This is a genomic window from Micromonospora andamanensis (genome assembly GCF_016863495.1).
Classification (GTDB): Bacteria; Actinomycetota; Actinomycetes; order Mycobacteriales; family Micromonosporaceae; genus Micromonospora; species Micromonospora andamanensis.
Map to the genome: position 1 here is coordinate 53,400 of NZ_BOOZ01000013.1, position 18,046 is coordinate 71,445.

The window sequence follows — 18,046 nt, forward strand, 5'->3', positions numbered from 1 at the left end:
ATGAGCTGGCGGCAGGCCCGGTTGGTGGCGCACCGGGCCGAGACGCCGACGGCGCGGACCCTGGTGCTGGAGGTGCCGGGCTGGCCCGCCCACCTGCCCGGCCAGCACGTCGACATCCGGCTCACCGCGCCGGACGGATACCAGGCCGCCCGGTCGTACTCGCTCGCCGCCCCCGTTGACGGCGAGCGGATCGAGGTGAGCGTCCAGCGGGTGACCGACGGCGAGGTGTCGCCGTTCCTGGTCGACGGCTACCGCGAGGGCGACCCGGTCGAGGTGCGCGGCCCGATCGGCGGTTGGTTCGTGTGGCGACCACAGCAGACCGAGCCGGTGCTGCTGGTCGCCGGCGGATCGGGGGTGGTGCCGCTGATGGCCATGATCAGGGCCCGGCGGGCGGCCGGAAGCCGGGTCCCGTTCCGGCTGATCTACTCCGTGCGCACCCCCGATGACGCCTTCTACACCGAGGAACTGCGCCGCCGGGTACGCGACGACGCCGGCCTCGACGTGGCGCACGTCTACACCCGCCAGGCGCCAGACGGGTGGCGCGGCGAACCGCACCGGCTCGGCCTCGCCGACGTCAACACCCACGGCTGGCCGCCGGAGCTGGAGCCACTGGTGTACGTCTGCGGGCCCACAGGTTTCGTGGAGGCCGTCTCCGATCTGCTCGTCGGGCTGGGCCACCCGGCGCGGCGGGTACGCACCGAACGTTTCGGCCCGACCGGCTGAGAGGAGGCCGCGGATGACCGCGCTGCCGTACGTGGACGGCAACATGCTCGACGGTCCGTTGGGGGAGGTGTTCGCTGTCGACCTGAGCACCGCCACCGCCAGGTGCGCCCACTGCGGCACCACCGGTCCGGTGGCCGGGCTGCGGGTCTACTCGCACGCGCCCGGACTGGTGGGCCGCTGCCCCACCTGCGTCGAGGTGATGGTGCGGCTGGTCCGCGCCCCCGACCGCGCCTGGCTCGACCTACGCGGCACCACATTCCTGCAAATCCCCATCCCCTAGACCCACCCACCCCACCGCTCAGCGATCTTGCACTTTTGGTCGACGTGATGCCTCCTTTGTGTCGTTATGACGCGACAGAAAGTGCAAGATCGCGGGGACGGTTGGACGTTTGCCGGCGGGTAGGGCGGGAACCGGGCCGGAATGACGAAGCCTCGTGTGGTGATCGTGGGGGCCGGGTTCGCCGGGTACCACGCGGCGAAGACGTTGAGCCGGTTGGCCCGCGGCCGAGCCGAGATCGTCCTGCTCAACTCGACCGACTACTTCCTGTACCTGCCGCTGCTGCCGGAGGTCGCGGCGGGGGTGGTGGAGCCGGGTCGGATCGCGGTGCCGCTGGCCGGCACGCTGGACGGCGTACGGGTGGTGATCGGCGAGGCGGACAGCGTCGATCTGCAGAACCGGTGGGTCGGCTTCACCCAGCCGGAGGGTGACCGCAACCGGCTGGCGTACGACAGGTTGATCCTGTCCGTCGGCAGCGTGAACAAGCTGCTGCCGATTCCCGGCGTGACCGAGTACGCGCACGGCTTCCGGGGCCTGCCCGAAGCGCTCTACCTGCACGACCACGTGGTCCGACAGATCGAGCTGGCCGAGCAGGCCGAGGACCCGGCCGAGCAGCAGGCCCGGGCCACTTTCGTGGTGGTGGGCGCCGGATACACCGGCACGGAGGTGGCCGCGCACGGCATCCTGTTCACCGACGAACTGGCCGCCCAGCGTCCCCGTCTCAAGATCCGACCGAGGTGGATGCTGCTGGACGTCGCCCCGCGCGTGCTGCCGGAACTGGACCGGCGGATGTCGGTCACCGCCGACCGGGTGCTGCGCCGGCGTGGGGTGGACGTTCGGATGGGCACGTCGGTGGCGGTCGCCACCTCCGACGGGGTCAAGCTCACCGACGGCGAGTACGTGCCCACCTGTTCGCTGGTCTGGTGCGTCGGCGTACGTCCCGACCCGTTCGTGGCGGAACTGGGCCTGCGGACCGAGAAGGGGCGGTTGGTCGTCGACGAGTACCTGAACGTCCCCGGGTTCCCCGAGGTCTACGCCTGTGGCGATGCCGCAGCGGTGCCCGACCTGACCCGGCCCGGCGAGATCTGCACGATGACGGCGCAGCACGCCCAGCGGCAGGGCAAGCTGGCCGCGCACAACATCGCCGCCTCGTACGGACAGGGACGCCGTCGCCCGTACAAGCACCACGACCTCGGCTGGGTGGTGGACCTGGGCGGCAAACAGGCCGCGGCGAATCCGTTGAAGGTGCCGCTGTCCGGCCTGCCCGCCAAGGCGGTCACCCGTGGCTACCACCTGCTCGCGATGCCCGGCAACCGGGCCAGGGTGAGCGCGGACTGGGTCCTCGACGCCGCGCTGCCGCGGTCGGCGGCACAACTCGGACTGATCTCGGCCACCGCCGTACCGCTGGAGAGCTCGTCGCCCGAGATGCCGGCGCGGGTCCGCTGAGTGGACCACCCGAACGCCCCGGCCGGCTGAACGGCGGTGCGGTCGTGGGCGGGGCCCCACGACCGCACCGGCGGTGTCCGGCGGCTCAGCCGCCGGCCATTCCCGCGCCCGCCTCGTCGACGGCGTCATCGACCGCGTGGGCCAGGTCGACGTCCATCGCGGTCACCGCCCCGGCGTTGCCGGAGGTCACGGTCAGTACGGCGGTGGTCGGGCCGACCCGGCCGATCCGTGGCCCGCGACCGGTCCGCTGGCGGAGCAGGTCGAGCCGGTCCAGCACCCGGTCGAGGTTGCCCGGCGGCAACTCCAGGGTCCGGGACAGCGCGGAGCCGTCGCCGGACCAGTAGGGCAGGTCGGCCAGGGCCGCACCCAGTTCGGCCGCCGACAACTGCGGCGTCGCGCTGACCACGCCGACCACCCCGCCGCCGGCCGCCGGCGGGTTCAGCAGCTCCCGCAGCTCATCCGGTACGTGCAGCGACTCGATCAGGTCACCGTCGTGCTCGGCGAGCGCGGCGAGGGTCGCTTCGGCCTGGTAACGGGCCTGCTCCGGGCTTCGACCGCTGATCCGACCCACCTCGGCCAGGAAGCCGCCCAGGTCCTGGCGACGCTCGATGCCGTCCACCGGGACCACGTCGTGCAGTGAGGCGGGAACCGCCTCCAGCAGCCGACGGCGTTCGCCGGCCTCCAGGGCCCAGGCCAGTACGAGCACCGTCGACTCGACCCCGACCTTCGCGGTGCGGAAGTCGACGCCGACGCGGCGCACGACGTCCTCCACCAGGTCGCGGTAGCCCACAGTGGTCACTCCCGGTGCCTCCACGCCCGGTTCCGGGCGGGGCCGGGGGGTCTCCGGCGAACCGGCCGGTGGGGGAGCGGGGCCACCGCGGGTGGTGTCCGGTTTGTGGCGGACCCCGGCCGGCGCGGGGCCGGCCCGCTTGCTCTGGTCGAGGTGGGCGAGTTGCTTGGACGCGCTCAGGCTGGCCCCGGTGTCGGCGGCCCGCATGCCGCGTTCCCGGGCCTGGCGGGCCAGTGCCCGGCGACGTTGGTTGTCGCCCTCCATCTGTTTACGCATGGTGAACACCTCGCTTCCGCTGGTGCTGCCTGCCTTCGTGGGTGGCCTTCCCGGCCGCCGACGAGGCGAAACGACCTTCTCGGCGCGGGCGGTGGGCCGGTTGTCGCCGTCGGCGAGGCTTCATCCGGGCGGGGTGAGGGCCGATCACCCGGACGGGGCCGACGATCGCGGTGGACCGGAGATCTTCCGAGGCACGGCGGAAGGGAAGGTCGTGATGAAGCGGATTGTCGAGATCGTCCCCGCTCGACCCGGTTGGTACGCCCGGTGGCGGCTGGAGCCTGAGCGCACCTGCTGTTACCCGGTGAGCCTGTGGGCGCTGTTGGAAGAGGCCGACGGCGGTGGTCGCGAAGTGATCGGCGTCGACTGCGCCGGTCAGTGGCCCGGGGAGCAGGACGACGGGACGGGTGCGGAGTTCATCCGCTATCTGTTCAAGACTCCCGATTCGGGGCCGCCCGAGGACGCCGAGCCGACCACCCGGCCACACCGCACGGGCCGGTATCCGGTGCCGGCTCCCTGAGCCATCCTCCGGCCCCCGACCCCTGGTCCCAGGGTCGGGGGCCACCCCTGCGGTGGCCCCGGCGGGTCAGCCGACCGCCTGCACGTCGTTCTCCCCGGCGGCCGAGGGCAGCTCCAGCACCTCGGCGAGACCGGTGCGGTCCAGCAGGTGGCGCAGCGTGGCGTTGACGCCTGTCAACCGCAGCGGCGCGGAGCCACCTCGATGGGCGATCACGAACGCGCTGAGCCCGGAGGAGTCACACATGGCCACGCCGGTGAGGTCGATGACCAACTGCTGGTAGCCGTCGCGCCGCAGCGAGTTGATGGCGTCGACGAGTTCCGGCGCGCTGTCGAAGTCCAGGTCGCCGGTCAGCCGCAGCTCGGCACGCCCGGAGTCGTGCCGGTCGACCTCGATGACCAACAGCTGTGCCGACATGACTCCATGCTCCCAGGACGCCGGCCAGCCGCAAGTCGCGGGGGTGGAAAAGTTCGCGGCAGGTGGCGGCGAAGCCGCCACCTGCCCGCCCGGTGCCGCTGGTCGCTACGCGGTGACCGGGGACTGCTCGTCGGGATCGGTGCCGGTGGGCCCGGCATCGACCGGCTCGCGGGCCAGCAGGCCGGTCACCCCGGTCATGTCGAGGATCGTCGCGAGGAACCGGGGGACCGCCCGTAGCCGGAGTCGGATGCCCCGCTGCTGCCCCTCCCGCCAGGCATGCACGATGACGCTGAGCCCGGTGCTGTCGATGAACCGCAGGCCACCGAAGTCGAGCACCAGGGTGGCGGGGTCGCTGCTCATCGCCCTGTCGATCTCCGTCCGCAGCGGCGCGGCGGTGGTGTACGCGAGGTCACCGGCGACCTTGATCACGGGTGCGTCGGGGGCGGACCTGTCGACGGACATGCTCAGCGGCGGCGTCTCGGGTCGGCGACCGTGGGACAGCAACGATCACGCCTTCCGCGGGTGGCGGGCGGGTAGGGGCGCTCGGATCGTAACAACCGTTGGGCTGGTCCGCCGGTCGGGCGGCCGGCAGTGTCCGGCGGACCGTCGTCCGGGTGGCGGCATCGGCGGACGCGCGTAGGCTGGGGTGTCAGGACGTGACCAGGCAGGCCGCTCGGAGCGGCTGCGCAACCGACTAGGAGCGAGGCTCAAGCTGGTGACAGGTGCCGACGTCAGGGACCTCGACCCAGGCGACGGCCGGTTTTCCACGCCGAGTGTCGCCCGGGTGCCGGTGCGGCGTCCAACCACCTCCCGGCAGATCGCCGCGGCGCCCGCCCTGGAGCTGCCCCAGAGTCAGCTTGCCGCCGACTGGCCCGAGGTCGCCGAACATCTCCGCGAGGGCGTGGTGGTGTGTGGCCCGGACGGCACCGTACGGCACGTCAGCCCGGTCGCGAAGCGGCTGCTGCCCGACGTGGTCGTCGGCGGGACGCTCGCGGCTGTCAATCACCTGACCTCGCTCGATTCGCACGTGCGCCATTACGGCCGGCGGCTGCGGGTGCGTCGGGTCGCCCTGTCCGCCGGGCGCAGCTGCCTGTACGTGGAGGACGTCAGCGACAGCGAGCAGCGCGCCGACGAACTGGCCGCCGAACGGGCCAAGTCGGCCTTCCTGGCCGTGGTCGGCGACAAGCTGGGCAATCCGCTGCACCCGGACCGGGCCGCCGCCGCCGTGGTCCGCCTGGCCGTGCCCACCCTGGCCGAGGTGGCGGTGCTGGTGTTGGCCCCCCGCTCCGGTCGGGCCCGGTGGTGGCGTGCCTGCCGGGCCGAGGACGAGACGCCCACCGTCGATCGCGGGGTGCTCGCCGCGACGGAGCTGCCCCCGGCGATCACCGACAGCCTGCGGGGCGTCCAGCCGCACACCGTCGACTGGCTGGTCGAGCAGGCCATCGACGCGGGCTGGTTGCCCGGTGTCGCCGCTCACGAGGTGGCTGCCCGCCTGGTGCCGTTGCCGGGCCGGGACGCCCCCGCAGGGGTGCTGCTCGTCGCCCGGGGGGCGGGCGGGCGGTACGGCGAGGACGAGTTCGACCTGGTCCGGACCTTCGCCGCCCGGGCCGGCGCGGCGCTGACCACCGCGCTGCTCTATCGCGAACAGGCCGAGGTGGCCGACACGTTGCAGGCCAGCCTGCTGCCCGTCGAGCCGGCTCCGGCTCCGGGTGTGCAGTGGGGTACGGCGTACCGTCCCGCTCAGGCCGGCCTGCGTATCGGCGGTGACTTCTACGGTTCACACCGGCTGCCCGACGGCGGCTCGGTGTTCTTCCTGGGTGACGTCTCCGGCAAGGGTGTCGAGGCGGCGGTCTTCACCGGGCAGCTGCGGCAGTGTCTGCACGCGCTGCACCGGGTCGAGCAACACCCCGCCAGGCTGCTGCGGCTGCTCAACGACGCGCTGCTGGAGACCACCCTGGCGCACGGCCAGGGTCGGTTCGCCACAATGGTGCTGGGCGTGGTCCGTCCGCACCGCGACGGTGGACTGGGGCTGACGCTGGCCGGCGGCGGGCATCTGCCGCCGTTGGTCCTGCGGTCCTCCGGCGAGGTGGAGCAGTTGCCGTTGAACGGCATGCTCGTCGGCGTGGTGCCGGATCCGCGCATCGGCCAGGTCTCCACGCGGTTGGCCCCCGGTGAAACCTGTCTGCTCTACAGCGACGGGGTTACCGAGGCCAGGGGTGGTCGCCGGGGCGAGGAACTGCTCGGCGCCGATCGCCTGATCCAGGCGCTCAACGGTTGCCACCGGATGCCGGCACCCGCGTTGGCCGAGCGGATCGAGCAGGTCACCTGCGACTGGTTGGGCCAACGGGACCACGACGACATCGCGGTGCTCGCGTTGCGCGCCAGCGGAGTCGGGGGCCGCCCGCAGCGGCACCTGCACGCGGTGCCGACCCTGACCGGGCCGGATCCACAGGAGACGACCGCCCGGTGACCATCGCGACCAGGGACACCCTGCCCGAGGCGGGCTACCGGGACTATCTGCACTGTCTCGCCGAGGCCGACGAGCATGCCGCCGTCGAGGTGGCGTGCGGGCTGCTCGACGCCGGTGTGCCGGCCGACCGCGTACTGCTGGAGCTTGTCGCTCCCGCGCAGGCCGAGGTGGGGGAGCGGTGGGCGCGCAACGAATGGAGCGTGGCCCAGGAGCACGCGGCGACGCACATCAGCGAGCGGGTGGTGGCGGCCGTCGCCGCGTACGCCGACGTGCGCCCGACCGGCGCTCGGATCGTGGTGGCCTGCATGGACGGTGAGTGGCATGCGCTGCCGGCCCGGCTGGTCGCCGAGGTGCTGCGGCTGCGCGGCTGGCAGGTCACCTTCCTGGGTGCCAGTGTCCCGGCCGCGCACCTGGTGTCGTACCTGCACCGGTACGACGCGTACGCGGTGGCGCTCGCCTCGGCGTTGCCGATGCGGCTGCCACACGCACACCGGATGATCGAGGCGTGTCGGCGTTCGGACGTGCCGGTGCTCGTCGGTGGGCGGGGCTTCGGGGTGGACGGTCGGTGGGCTCGGCGACTCGGTGTGGCCTGGGCCGCCAACGCGGTCGCCGCCGCCGAGCTGCTCGGCGACGAACGTGCCCTGCGGGCGTCGGGGCCGGCGGACCTGGCGCACCTCGCCGACGACGAGTACGCCGGCCTGGTCAACAGGCGTGGTGAGCTGATCGACGGCGCCCTGGCCGACCTGACGCAGCGGTTCCCGGCCACCCGCGACCACACGCCGGCCCAGCTGGACTCGACGGTCAGCGACCTCGGGTACATCCTGGACTTTCTGGCCGCCGCCCTCTACGTCGACGACGGCTCGCTGTTCACCGAGTTCATCGAGTGGCTGACCACCATTTTGGACAGCCGAGGAGTTCCGGCCGCGGCGATCGACGTTTCGTTGGCGTACTACACGCGGGTGTTGCACGACTTCCCCCGGGCGGTGGACCATCTCCAGCGGGGGCGTGCGGTACTGCCGGCGGCGGGCCAGCGATCTGCCTGACCCGCGCGTGATGTCCGGCCCGCGCGGGCCCACGTATACTTGCCGCGCAGCAAGCATCTGTCTCTGCGCGGCGGGAGGGGATCGTCGTGACGTTCACCGTCACGCACGTCGACGACGACGACGGCGGGCCGACCCGCCTCCGCCTGGCCGGCGAGCTCGACATGATCAGCGCCCCTCGGCTGAACGCGGTCATCGACCGTCTGGCCTCGGCCGGCCAGCGGCGGTTGTTGATCGACCTGACCGAGTTGACCTTTTGTGACTCGACGGGCATCGCGGTCTTCGTCCGCGGCGACAACCGGGCGGCGGCCGAGGGTGGCTGGCTCCGGATCACCGGCGCGGTGGGCCGGGTGGCGCGGGTGCTCGCGGTGACCGGCCTGGCGGGGGTGCTGGGGTACGGCTGCGACACCGCGGACCCGGCGGTCGCCGACCGTCCGGGGATGGGCTAGATTTCCGCCAGCGCGGGGCCGGCAGGTCTCGTCGTGACCGACCTGAGGCAGGTAGAGATGAGCGCAGGCACCCTCGCTCCGGTTCGTATTCTCGTGGTGGACGACGACCCGGGCGACGTGCTCATGATCGAGGAGGCCCTGGCCACCTCGGACGTCGAGAAGGTGATCGACGTGGTCGGTGACGGTGAGGAGGCGATGGAGTTTCTCCGCCGCGAGGGCCGGCACAGCGACGCGCAGCGTCCGGACGTGATCCTGCTCGACCTCAACATGCCCCGGATGGACGGGCGTCAGGTGCTCGGCGAGGTGAAGAGCGACGAGGATCTACGGACCATCCCGATCGTCGTGCTGACCACCTCGAACGCGGACACCGACATCATCAGCAGCTACACGCTCCAGGCCAACGCGTACGTCACCAAGCCGATCGACCTGGACGACTTCAACGACGTCGTGCACCGCATCGACGAGTTCTTCGGTCGCGTGGTCGTCCTGCCCAAGCGGGCCTGACCCGCCGTACCCGACGGGCCCGACCCGGCGGCCCGCGTCCGGCTCAGGTAAGTGCCGCCACGATGGTGGTGGCCCGCTCCTCGTGCTGGGCGTAGGCGTAGGGGAAGGCGGAGATCTGCACGGCCTGGGCGGCCAGGGTGAGGCTCATCTGCTGCCATCCGGGTACCTCCAGCAGCGCCTCGTAGAACGCGCGGGCCGCGTACGCCGGCCGCATCAGGTCCCGTACGCTGCCCCAACCGCTGCTGGGTCGCTGCTGGAACAGCCCCACCGAGTCGTGGTCCCAGCCGATGGCCTGGTGCGGGTAGTTCTGCGACTCGGGCAGCACGCCGCTGGCGTAGTTGAGCAGGGTGCTCTCCTGCATCGCGGTGGCGACCGCGATCACCAGCCCCTGGCGGGGGATCTTCATGTCGACGCCGACGTCCACGATCGCCTTGGCGTTGTCCATCTGTGCCTGGGTGAGCCCGGCGACCGGCCGGGGACGCGGTGGCTTGGTGGGGGCCTTCTTCTTCGTCGCCTTCGGCTTGGGGGTGGCCGACGGCTTGGCGGTCGGCGAGGTGGTCGGCGTGGGGCTGGCGCTGGACGGGGCGGGGGTGGGACTGCGGTCGAGGGAGCGGGAGGCCGCCTCCTCCTGGGCGGCGAGCGCGCGCTCGGTGAGCGCCTCGGTCGCCGGGGGCGGCGACCCCCCGTCGTCATGCCTGGCTGCCACCACTGCTGTCGCGCCGAGACAGCAGGTCACACCGGTGGCCAGGGCCACCCGGACGGGGGTGGAGGCGAGCACCGCGCGAACGCCGCGGCGGGGCGACGGCACGGCGCGATGTCGGCCCATCACCCGTTCGGATGATGCCTCGCCGGCCGAAAGGCTCGCCGGTCGCCCGGGGGTCAGCTTCTGGTCGATGTCGTCGTCGGGATGCACCCGCCGAGGCTAGAAACTTAACGGCGGTCTGCCATCGGCCCGGTTGGTGGCATGCGTCACAATTCGCGGCTATCCGCCAGGAGATTCTCCACGCTGACTGACAAAGCGAACTAAGCTCCCCTGTCCGCCGGTGGGTAAATGTCGTAAATGCGGGGACAAAGCAGGGCGAAAACCGAATCTTGTCGGCGTCTATCGACCCGGTCGGCGGCCTCCCCCGAACGGACGAGGGCATTGTCGACCCGACCGCGCCCACGGGTCGGGCGGTCGGGCCAGCCGGTGCCCCGTTGCCGGGAGAGCCCGGGATCAGCTCACCAGCGGGTCAGTGCCGGCCATTCTCCGCCGGACTCACGGTGAGCCGGTGCCGGCCGCCGTCCTCGCTGGAGAACGGCCACAGCCGGTCGGCGTGCTCGACCAGTTCGGCGAGCTGCTGTCGACTGAGCCCGACCGAGGAGATCGAGGCGTGCACGTCGGCCCGGTACCGGCCGTCGTCGTCGCGGCCGAGTTTCGCCTCCGCGCGTACCTGCACGGTGTGCGCCTCGTCGGTGATCCCGCCGGCCGCCTCCACCGCCGCGTGGTGCAGGCAGGACGCGAACGCGGCGGCCAGCAGCTGCGACGGGGTCAGCCCGGTGCAGTGCGGTGCCAGCGGCGAGGCGAGGGCGGTCGAGAGCGCCTCGTCGTCGGTGTGGATGTGACCGCCCTCGGCGGTCGCGGCGGCAACCTCGTTCAGCCAGGAACTCGGCATCGCGTTCCTCCCGTCACTCCCCGCCCGGCTACCCGGGGCGGGTCGGGTGAAACCGGCAATCAGCCGCCGTGCCGACTCCACTGGGCGACCGCGGCGGCCTCGGTGGCCTCGGCCGCGGCGCGCTCCGTCCACGGGCTCACCGCCGGTGGCCGCTGCCGTGGCATCAGCGGCTCGTGCATCGGCACGTACACCCGGGCGTCGACCGCCTCGGCCAGCAGCAGCGCGGCCACCAGGCTGCTGGGCCGCAAGGTCGGGTCGTCGGCGAGGCAACGCCGACACAGCTCCGCCACCTCGGCCGGCAGCCCGGGCAGCTCGGGCAGGGGGCGAGGCTCGCGGCGACCGTCCCGGCCGAGCAGCTGGCTGACGCTGTCCGCCGGATACGGCAGGCGTCCCGCGAGGCAGTAGTAGAGCAGCACCCCGAGGGCGTAGATGTCGGCAGCCGGGGTCACCGGGGCCCGGTGCAGCTGCTCCGGCGCCAGGTAGGCGGGCGTACCCACGACGACGCCGTCCGGCGTGGTGTCGGCGGCGCCGGCGGGGGTGGCGATACCGAAGTCGAGCACCTTCACCCCGGACGGGGTGAGCATCACGTTCGCCGGCTTGATGTCGCGGTGCACGATGCCGTGGGCGTGCGCGGCGGCCAGCGCGGCGCTCACCTCCGCACAGACGCGCACCGCGATCCGCCAGTCCAGCGGACCGGCCCGCAGGTGCGCGGCAAGGGTCTGCCCCTCGGCCAGCTCCATCACGATGTAGGGCAGCTCGCGGCCCAGCACGGAGTCGCAGGTGCCGAAGTCGTGCACGCTCGCCACGTTCGGATGGACCAGGCGGGCCGCGGACCGGGCCTCGCAGCGGATCCGCTCCACCGAGGCCGAGCCGTCGGGTTGCCCGGGCGATACCAGCTTCACCGCGACCGGCCGGTCCAGCACGGCGTCGTACGCCCGCCACACCTCCGACATCCCGCCGATGCCGATGCGCTGGTCGAGCCGGTAGCGCCCGTCCAGCGTACGCATCGACCGCCCCCTGTCCCTCGTGCCGCTCCGCCACGACCCGGCAGACCGTGGCCCCGGCACGGTACCCCACCCCCGATCAGGGCAAACCCGCCTCCGACGGCGGCTGGTGCGTTAGCGTGCGAGCCGGGACGCCCGACGCGCCGGGCGGGCTGGAGGCGGAACGTGATGAGTGAGGTGACCGTACGCTTCGTCGGCGGTCCGGCCCACGATCTGGTGCGGTCGTTGCCGGCCGGGCCGGACGGCACCCCACCGCGACTGTGGGTGCTACGCCGGCCGCAGGAGGCGCCCACGCCGGCGGCGGACCATCTCTATGTGCGGCAGCGACCCGACGGGTCGGGCACCTGGTCCATGCGCTTCGTCCGTACCGACCCGGTAGGTGTGACCGAGTGACCCCCGGCCCACCTCGGGCGGTCGTGGCCGCACAGCCGGCCCACAGGAGCCGCACAAGTGGCCCCCAGCACGCGGCACCACCATGGGAACCATGATGACCGAGGGGGAGGCCGCGCCGGGCCGGGTGGAGCTGCGTCGACCGGACGGTGAGCCGGTCCGGGTGCTGGTCGTGGACGACGAGCCGACCCTGACGGACCTGCTGTCGATGGCCCTGCGGTACGAGGGCTGGCAGGTGCGTACGGCAGGCGACGGCATGGCCGCGGTACGCGCGGCCCGGCAGTTCCGACCGGACGCGGTGGTGCTCGACGTGATGCTGCCCGATCTGGACGGCTTCCAGGTGCTGCGCAAGCTGCGGGCGGACAACGACACGGTGCCGGTGCTCTTCCTGACCGCCCGGGACGCGGTCGAGGAGCGGGTCGCCGGGTTGACCGTCGGCGGCGACGACTACGTGACAAAGCCGTTCAGCCTGGAGGAGGTCATCGCCCGGCTGCGCGCGCTGCTGCGCCGCTCCGGCTTCGCGGTGGCCACCCGCCCCGACGCGGTGCTCACCGTCGGCGACCTCACCCTCGACGAGGACAGCCACGAGGTACGCCGGGACGGCCGGCTGATCACTCTCACCGCCACCGAGTTCGAGCTGCTGCGGTACCTGATGCGCAACCCCCGCCGGGTGCTGAGCAAGGCCCAGATCCTCGACCGGGTGTGGAACTACGACTTCGGTGGCCAGGCGAACGTCGTCGAGCTGTACATCTCGTACCTACGGAAGAAGATCGACGCCGGCCACCAGCCGATGATCCACACGCTGCGCGGGGCCGGGTACCTGCTCAAGCCGGCGGAGTGACCGGGATGCGCCGCTGGCTGGCGGGCTGGTCGCTGCGGACCCGCCTGGTGTTCACCCTGGTGGCGCTGCTTGCCGCGGTCAGCCTGGCCATCGGCGGCCTCACCACCGTGGCGCTCCGCCAGTTCCTGATCTCCCGGGTGGACGAGCAGTTGCGCTTCACGCCCGGAGGGCGGCCCAGCGCCCCATGGGAACCCGGCCCCGGCACCGGCCCGTGGGGCGACGTGCGGGTGCCGCGCGGCTTTCCGCCCGGCACGATAAGCGCGCAGGTCGTCGACGGTCGCGTCACCGAGGCGTGGACGCTCGTCGGCCGGCAGGAACAGTCGGTGCCTGTCGACGAGGTGGGCGAACTGGCCGAGGTGCCCACCGACGGTCGGGCGCACAGCCTGAGCCTGGGGGAGCGGGGCGGCTACCGGGCCGTGGCCCGGCAGTCGCCGACCGGGACCGTCCGGGTGCTGAGTGTGCCGCTGGCCGGCGTCCAGGAGACCGTCTGGGCGATGGTGGCCGCGCAGGCCGGGATCACAGTGGTCGGCCTGCTCGTCGCCGGCACCGCCGGGGCGCTCATCGTCCGGGTCACCCTCCGTCCGCTGCGCCGGGTCGCCGCCACCGCCGCCCGGGTCAGCGAGCTACCACTCGACCGGGGTGAGGTGGCGCTCTCCGAACGGGTCCCGAGCACCGACACCGATCCGCGTACCGAGGTCGGGCAGGTCGGCTCCGCGCTCAACCGGATGCTCGGCCACGTCGCCGCCGCGCTGGCGGCCCGGCAGGCCAGCGAGACCCGGGTACGCCAGTTCGTCGCCGACGCCAGCCACGAACTGCGGACGCCCCTCGCGGCGATCCGCGGCTACGCCGAGGTGGCGCGCCGGGGCCGGGACCAGGTGCCGCCCGACGTGGCCCACGCGCTGCGCCGGGTCGAATCGGAGAGCACCCGGATGACGAGCCTCGTCGACGACCTGCTGCTGCTGGCCCGGCTGGACTCCGGCCGACCTCTCGCGGTGGAACCTGTCGACCTCTCCGCACTCGTCGTCGACGCCGTCAGCGACGCGCACGTGGCCGGCCCCGAGCACCGTTGGCGGCTCGACCTGCCCGAGCCGGTCATCCGGGTGACAGGTGACCCCGCGCGACTGCACCAGGTGCTGGCCAACCTGCTGGCCAACGCCCGGGTGCACACCCCGCCGGGCAGCACCGTCACCACCAGGCTCCGGCTCGCCGACGACACCGCCGAACTCAGCGTCACCGACGACGGCCCCGGGGTACCGCCCGAACTGCGGCCCGAGGTGTTTGAACGCTTCGCCCGGGGAGACAGCTCCCGGTCCCGTGCCCACGGCAGCACCGGTCTCGGCCTGGCCATCGTCGCCGCCGTGGTGGAGGCGCACCACGGCACCGTCTCGCTGGACTCCCGGCCGGGCCGTACGGTGTTCACCGTCCGACTACCCAACTCCACAGCCGACGCATAGCCGCCGCACGGAGGCGGAACAGTTCCCCGGCCGAGGCTGGCCGGCATGGACAGAACAGAGACCCGGACAACCCCGTCGACGACAGCCAGCGGCACCGACCTACCCACCGGGAGCGCACCGGCCTGGGCCCGGCCGGCACTGGTCCTGCTGCTGCTGGTCACCGGGCTGCTCTACCTGTGGGGGCTGGGCGCGTCCGGCTGGGCCAACTCCTACTACGCCGCCGCCGCGCAGGCCGGCTCCCAGGACTGGACGGCGTTCTTCTACGGCTCGTCGGACGCGGCCAACTCGATCACCGTGGACAAGACGCCCGCCTCGCTGTGGCTGATGGCGCTCTCCGTACGCCTCTTCGGCCTGAACAGCTGGGCGCTGCTGGTGCCGCAGGCACTCTGCGGCGTGGCCACGGTCGGCCTGCTGTACGCCACCGTGCGCCGCTGGTACGGACCGGCCGCCGGTCTGCTCGCCGGTGCGGTGCTGGCCCTGACCCCGGTGGCCACCCTGATGTTCCGGTTCAACAACCCGGACGCGCTGCTGGTGCTGCTGCTGGTCGCCGCCGCGTACGCCACGGTGCGCGCGGTGGAGACGGCAAGCACCCGATGGCTGGTGCTGGCCGGCGTCCTGGTCGGCTTCGGCTTCCTGACCAAGATGCTCCAGGCGTTCCTGGTGCTGCCGGTCTTCGCGGCGGTGTACCTGCTCGCCGCGCCGGCCACGCCCGGACGCCGGATCCGGCAGGTGCTCCTCGCCGGGCTCGGCGTGGTGGTGGCCGCCGGCTGGTGGGTGGCGGTGGTCGAGTTGGTGCCCGACAGCGCCCGCCCCTACGTCGGCGGATCGCAGTCCAACAGCGTGCTGGAGCTGACCCTCGGCTACAACGGCCTGGGCCGCCTCACCGGCACCGAGGTGGGCAGCGTCGGCGGCGGTGGCGGGCCGGGCGGCGGCGGCCCGTTCGCCGGGCAGACCGGCCTGCTGCGGATGTTCGGTACCCAGGTCGGCGGGCAGATCTCCTGGCTGCTGCCGGCCGCCCTGATCCTGCTGGTCGCGGGGCTGGTGCTGGCCGGTCGGGCGGCCCGGACCGACCGGGTGCGGGCGGGCCTGCTGCTCTGGGGCGGCTGGTTGCTGGTCACCGCCGGGATCTTCAGCTACATGTCCGGCATCTTCCACGAGTACTACACAGTGGCGCTGGCACCGGCGGTCGGCGCGCTTGTCGGCATCGGCACGACCCTGCTCTGGCGGGCCCGTACCCACGCCCGGGGATGGTGGCGGCTGGCGGCCACGCTCACGCTCACCGGCACCGTGGCGGTCACCGTGGTGTGGTCGGTGACGCTGCTGGAACGTACCCCCGACTGGTTCCCGTGGCTGCGTGGCGCCGTGCTGGTCGGCGGGCTCGTCGCGGTGTCCGCGCTGCTGCTGGCCCACCGGCTGGCTCGGCGCGCGGCCGTCCCGGCGCTTCTCGTCAGCGCGGTGGTGGCGCTGGCCGGGCCGGCCGCGTACGCGACGCAGACCGCCGCCACACCGCACACCGGCGCCATTCCGACCGCCGGCCCCGACGTGCGCGGCGGGTTCGGGTCGGGCGGTGGTGGGCGGTTCGGCGGCCCCGACCCGAACCGCGCCGGCGGCCGGTTCGCCGGCGGCGGCCCGCCCGGCGCCGGCCGGGCCGGTGCCACCGGAACACCTGGCCTCCCCGGCACCGACCGGGCCGACGCCCGGCCGCCAGGTGCCGGCGGCGACCCGGCTGCCGATCGGTTCGGTGACGGCCGGCCCGGCGGTCCGGAGACGGCCGGCGCGAACCCTGGCGCCGGCATGGGCGGGCTGCTCGACTCCCGGACGCCCAGCGCCGCCCTGCGGGACGTGCTGGAACGCGACAGCGACGACTACACCTGGATCGCCGCCACCGTCGGCTCCAACAACGCCTCCGGCTACCAGCTCGCCACCGGCTCGCCGGTGATGGCGGTGGGTGGCTTCAACGGCAGCGACCCGTCGCCCACCCTCGAACAGTTCCAGCGGTACGTGGCCGACGGCAGGATCCACTGGTTCATCGGTGGGGGCGGCTTCCGGGGCACCAACGGCGGCAGCTCGGCCTCCTCGGAGATCGCCACCTGGGTCGCGGCGAACTTCCCGGCGCAGACCGTCGACGGGGTGACGTTCTACGACCTGAGCAGCGGTCAGCAGGGGGGACCGCGATGATCTCCTCGATCGGTTCCCGTGCCGCCGTACCGGCCCGGCCCGGCGCGCCGAACCCGGTGCTGGACGTCGTCGTCCCGGTCTACAACGAAGAGGTCGACCTCGGCCCGTGCGTCCGGCGGCTGTCCGCGCACCTCGCCGAGCACTTCCCGTACCCGTTCCGGATCACCATCGCCGACAACGCCAGCGTCGACGGCACCCTGGCCGTCGCGGAGGCGCTCAGCGCGGAGATACCCCAGGTGCAGGTACGCCACCTGGACGCCAAGGGTCGTGGCCGAGCCTTGCGGGCGGCCTGGTCGGCGTCGGACGCGCCGGTGCTGGCGTACCTGGACGTGGACCTGTCCACCGATCTCGCGGCGTTGCTGCCGCTGGTCGCGCCACTGATCTCCGGTCACTCCGACGTGGCGATCGGCACCCGGCTGGCCCGCACCTCCCGGGTGGTACGCGGTGCCCGGCGGGAGATCATCTCCCGGGCGTACAACCTGTTGCTGCGGGGCACCCTGGCCGCCCGGTTCTCCGACGCCCAGTGCGGCTTCAAGGCGATCCGGGCGGACGTGGCCCGTGAGCTGCTGCCGCTGGTGCAGGACACCGGTTGGTTCTTCGACACCGAACTGCTGGTGCTGGCGCAGCGGGCCGGGCTACGCATCCACGAGGTACCTGTCGACTGGATCGACGACCCGGACAGCCGGGTCGACGTGGTGGCCACCGCCGTGGCGGACCTGCGTGGCATCGGTCGCCTCGGCCGGGCGCTGCTGACCGGAGCGCTGCCCCTGGCCGACCTGCGCGCCCAACTCGGTCGAGCACCGCTGGCGGTGCCGCCGGGGCAGGTGCCGGCCGGCCTGCCCCGACAACTGATCCGCTTCGCGGCCGTCGGCGTGGCCAGCACCTGCGCGTACCTGCTGCTGTTCACGCTGACCCGGGGCGTGCTCGGCGCCCAACCGGCGAACGTGCTGGCGCTGCTGCTCACCGCGGTGGCCAACACCGCCGCCAACCGCCGGCTCACCTTCGGCATCGCCGGTCGCCGGCACGTCGCCCGGCACCACGCGCAGGGGCTGCTGGCGTTCGCCGTCGGTCTCGCGCTCACCAGCGGATCGCTTGCCGCGCTGCACGCGGTCGCCACCCCGGCCCGCCCCCTGGAACTAGCCGTGCTCCTGACGGCCAACCTCGCCGCCACCGCCCTGCGCTTCACCCTCCTCCGCCTAGCCATGCACCACCACCCCTGAAGGCCCCTTCCGCGTTGATCATGAGGTTGGCGGCACTTTGGAGATCAAACTCGCCGCCAACCTCATGATCAACCGGCCGGGGTGAGGGTGGGGTGGGGGAGATGGGGGGTGGGAAGTGTGTGGTTGTGGCCTGGCGGAGGCGAATGGGGGCGTACGGTGGCTTAGGTCCGGCCATGCCGCTCAAATCCGAAATGTGAGCAACGGCGGTGGGTGTCGGTGTCGTGACGGCAGAGGGAAGGAGCGGTCGGTGAACCACCTGGCCTACCTGGACGCGGGATCCGGCAGCCTCATCGTGCAGGCGGTGGTCGGCGGTATCGCCGGGGTCGCGGTGGCGGCCAAGCTCTACTGGCGCAGGCTGGTCAGCCGGTTCCGCCGCCAGCCCACCGACCAGAGCTGAC

General features: G+C 72.9%; 20 protein-coding genes. 14 read left to right on the forward strand and 6 right to left on the reverse strand.

Annotation, left to right across the window (positions count from 1 at the left end; all coding sequences use genetic code 11):
- From Van01_RS13455 to Van01_RS13465, 3 genes are all read left to right on the forward strand, one after another.
- Positions 1 to 723 carry a ferredoxin reductase gene (locus Van01_RS13455; protein ID WP_204006627.1) on the forward strand — a complete coding sequence of 241 codons (723 nt, stop codon included), beginning with the start codon at positions 1 to 3 and terminating at the stop codon, positions 721 to 723.
- A gap of 13 nt (positions 724 to 736) precedes the next feature.
- Complete coding sequence (locus Van01_RS13460) at positions 737 to 1,003, forward strand: DUF6510 family protein (RefSeq protein WP_204006629.1); 267 nt, start codon at positions 737 to 739, stop codon at positions 1,001 to 1,003.
- A 141-nt stretch (positions 1,004 to 1,144) separates the two neighbouring features.
- Positions 1,145 to 2,446 (forward strand): NAD(P)/FAD-dependent oxidoreductase, encoded by a 1,302-nt coding sequence (locus tag Van01_RS13465; RefSeq protein WP_204006631.1) that lies wholly within the window; start codon positions 1,145 to 1,147, stop codon positions 2,444 to 2,446.
- An 85-nt stretch (positions 2,447 to 2,531) separates the two neighbouring features.
- Here Van01_RS13465 and Van01_RS13470 read toward each other — a convergent pair whose 3' ends face one another.
- Complete coding sequence (locus tag Van01_RS13470; RefSeq protein ID WP_204006633.1) at positions 2,532 to 3,512, reverse strand: DUF2267 domain-containing protein; 981 nt, start codon at positions 3,510 to 3,512, stop codon at positions 2,532 to 2,534.
- A gap of 214 nt (positions 3,513 to 3,726) precedes the next feature.
- On the opposite strand from Van01_RS13470, the gene Van01_RS13475 reads away from it, so the two are divergent.
- Entirely contained in the window at positions 3,727 to 4,029 is a 303-nt protein-coding gene (locus Van01_RS13475) for a hypothetical protein (RefSeq protein WP_204006635.1), read from the forward strand.
- Between the two features lie 66 nt (positions 4,030 to 4,095).
- Here the strand turns inward: Van01_RS13475 and Van01_RS13480 are convergent, their stop codons facing one another.
- Together Van01_RS13480 and Van01_RS13485 are read right to left on the reverse strand one after the other, a co-directional pair.
- Positions 4,096 to 4,443, reverse strand: a complete 348-nt coding sequence (locus Van01_RS13480) for an STAS domain-containing protein (protein WP_204006637.1) — start codon at positions 4,441 to 4,443, stop codon at positions 4,096 to 4,098.
- Positions 4,444 to 4,548: 105 nt separating this feature from the next.
- On the reverse strand, positions 4,549 to 4,947 hold the full coding sequence (locus tag Van01_RS13485; RefSeq protein ID WP_239099055.1) for an STAS domain-containing protein: 399 nt from the start codon (positions 4,945 to 4,947) through the stop codon (positions 4,549 to 4,551).
- A gap of 211 nt (positions 4,948 to 5,158) precedes the next feature.
- Here Van01_RS13485 and Van01_RS13490 point away from each other — a divergent pair, with 211 nt between their 5' ends.
- The 4 genes from Van01_RS13490 (at position 5,159) to Van01_RS13505 (ending at position 8,906) form a co-directional block, all read left to right on the forward strand.
- A complete protein-coding gene (locus tag Van01_RS13490; RefSeq protein WP_204006639.1) occupies positions 5,159 to 6,913 on the forward strand; it encodes a PP2C family protein-serine/threonine phosphatase in 1,755 nt (584 codons plus the stop codon).
- A complete protein-coding gene (locus Van01_RS13495; protein ID WP_239099056.1) occupies positions 6,910 to 7,956 on the forward strand; it encodes a cobalamin B12-binding domain-containing protein in 1,047 nt (348 codons plus the stop codon). Before Van01_RS13490 ends, Van01_RS13495 begins: the two co-directional genes overlap by 4 nt.
- Before the next feature lie 86 nt (positions 7,957 to 8,042).
- Entirely contained in the window at positions 8,043 to 8,402 is a 360-nt protein-coding gene (locus tag Van01_RS13500; protein ID WP_204006642.1) for an STAS domain-containing protein, read from the forward strand.
- Between the two features lie 57 nt (positions 8,403 to 8,459).
- Positions 8,460 to 8,906 (forward strand): response regulator, encoded by a 447-nt coding sequence (locus Van01_RS13505; protein WP_204006644.1) that lies wholly within the window; start codon positions 8,460 to 8,462, stop codon positions 8,904 to 8,906.
- 43 nt (positions 8,907 to 8,949) lie between these two features.
- Here the strand turns inward: Van01_RS13505 and Van01_RS13510 are convergent, their stop codons facing one another.
- From Van01_RS13510 to Van01_RS13520, 3 genes are all read right to left on the reverse strand, one after another.
- The gene (locus tag Van01_RS13510) at positions 8,950 to 9,819 is read right to left on the reverse strand and encodes a hypothetical protein (RefSeq protein WP_204006646.1); all 870 of its coding nucleotides are present in this window, start codon (positions 9,817 to 9,819) and stop codon (positions 8,950 to 8,952) included.
- A 319-nt stretch (positions 9,820 to 10,138) separates the two neighbouring features.
- On the reverse strand, positions 10,139 to 10,561 hold the full coding sequence (locus Van01_RS13515; RefSeq protein WP_093402731.1) for an OsmC family protein: 423 nt from the start codon (positions 10,559 to 10,561) through the stop codon (positions 10,139 to 10,141).
- A 59-nt stretch (positions 10,562 to 10,620) separates the two neighbouring features.
- The gene (locus Van01_RS13520; protein WP_204006648.1) at positions 10,621 to 11,568 is read right to left on the reverse strand and encodes a serine/threonine-protein kinase; all 948 of its coding nucleotides are present in this window, start codon (positions 11,566 to 11,568) and stop codon (positions 10,621 to 10,623) included.
- A gap of 165 nt (positions 11,569 to 11,733) precedes the next feature.
- Between Van01_RS13520 and Van01_RS13525 the strand changes: the two genes are divergently transcribed.
- From Van01_RS13525 to Van01_RS13550, 6 genes are all read left to right on the forward strand, one after another.
- The gene (locus Van01_RS13525; RefSeq protein WP_099846198.1) at positions 11,734 to 11,958 is read left to right on the forward strand and encodes a DUF8847 domain-containing protein; all 225 of its coding nucleotides are present in this window, start codon (positions 11,734 to 11,736) and stop codon (positions 11,956 to 11,958) included.
- Positions 11,959 to 12,052: 94 nt separating this feature from the next.
- Complete coding sequence (locus tag Van01_RS13530; protein ID WP_373306255.1) at positions 12,053 to 12,796, forward strand: response regulator transcription factor; 744 nt, start codon at positions 12,053 to 12,055, stop codon at positions 12,794 to 12,796.
- 5 nt (positions 12,797 to 12,801) lie between these two features.
- Complete coding sequence (locus Van01_RS13535; protein ID WP_204006652.1) at positions 12,802 to 14,250, forward strand: sensor histidine kinase; 1,449 nt, start codon at positions 12,802 to 12,804, stop codon at positions 14,248 to 14,250.
- Between the two features lie 45 nt (positions 14,251 to 14,295).
- Positions 14,296 to 16,428, forward strand: a complete 2,133-nt coding sequence (locus tag Van01_RS13540; RefSeq protein ID WP_204006654.1) for a glycosyltransferase family 39 protein — start codon at positions 14,296 to 14,298, stop codon at positions 16,426 to 16,428.
- Positions 16,425 to 17,648 (forward strand): bifunctional glycosyltransferase family 2/GtrA family protein, encoded by a 1,224-nt coding sequence (locus tag Van01_RS13545; RefSeq protein ID WP_204006656.1) that lies wholly within the window; start codon positions 16,425 to 16,427, stop codon positions 17,646 to 17,648. The genes Van01_RS13540 and Van01_RS13545 overlap by 4 nt, the downstream gene beginning before the upstream one ends.
- 247 nt (positions 17,649 to 17,895) lie before the next feature.
- Positions 17,896 to 18,045, forward strand: coding sequence for a hypothetical protein (locus tag Van01_RS13550; RefSeq protein WP_155220336.1), 150 nt, complete (start codon positions 17,896 to 17,898; stop codon positions 18,043 to 18,045).
- The last annotated feature ends 1 nt before the right edge of the window (position 18,046 follow it).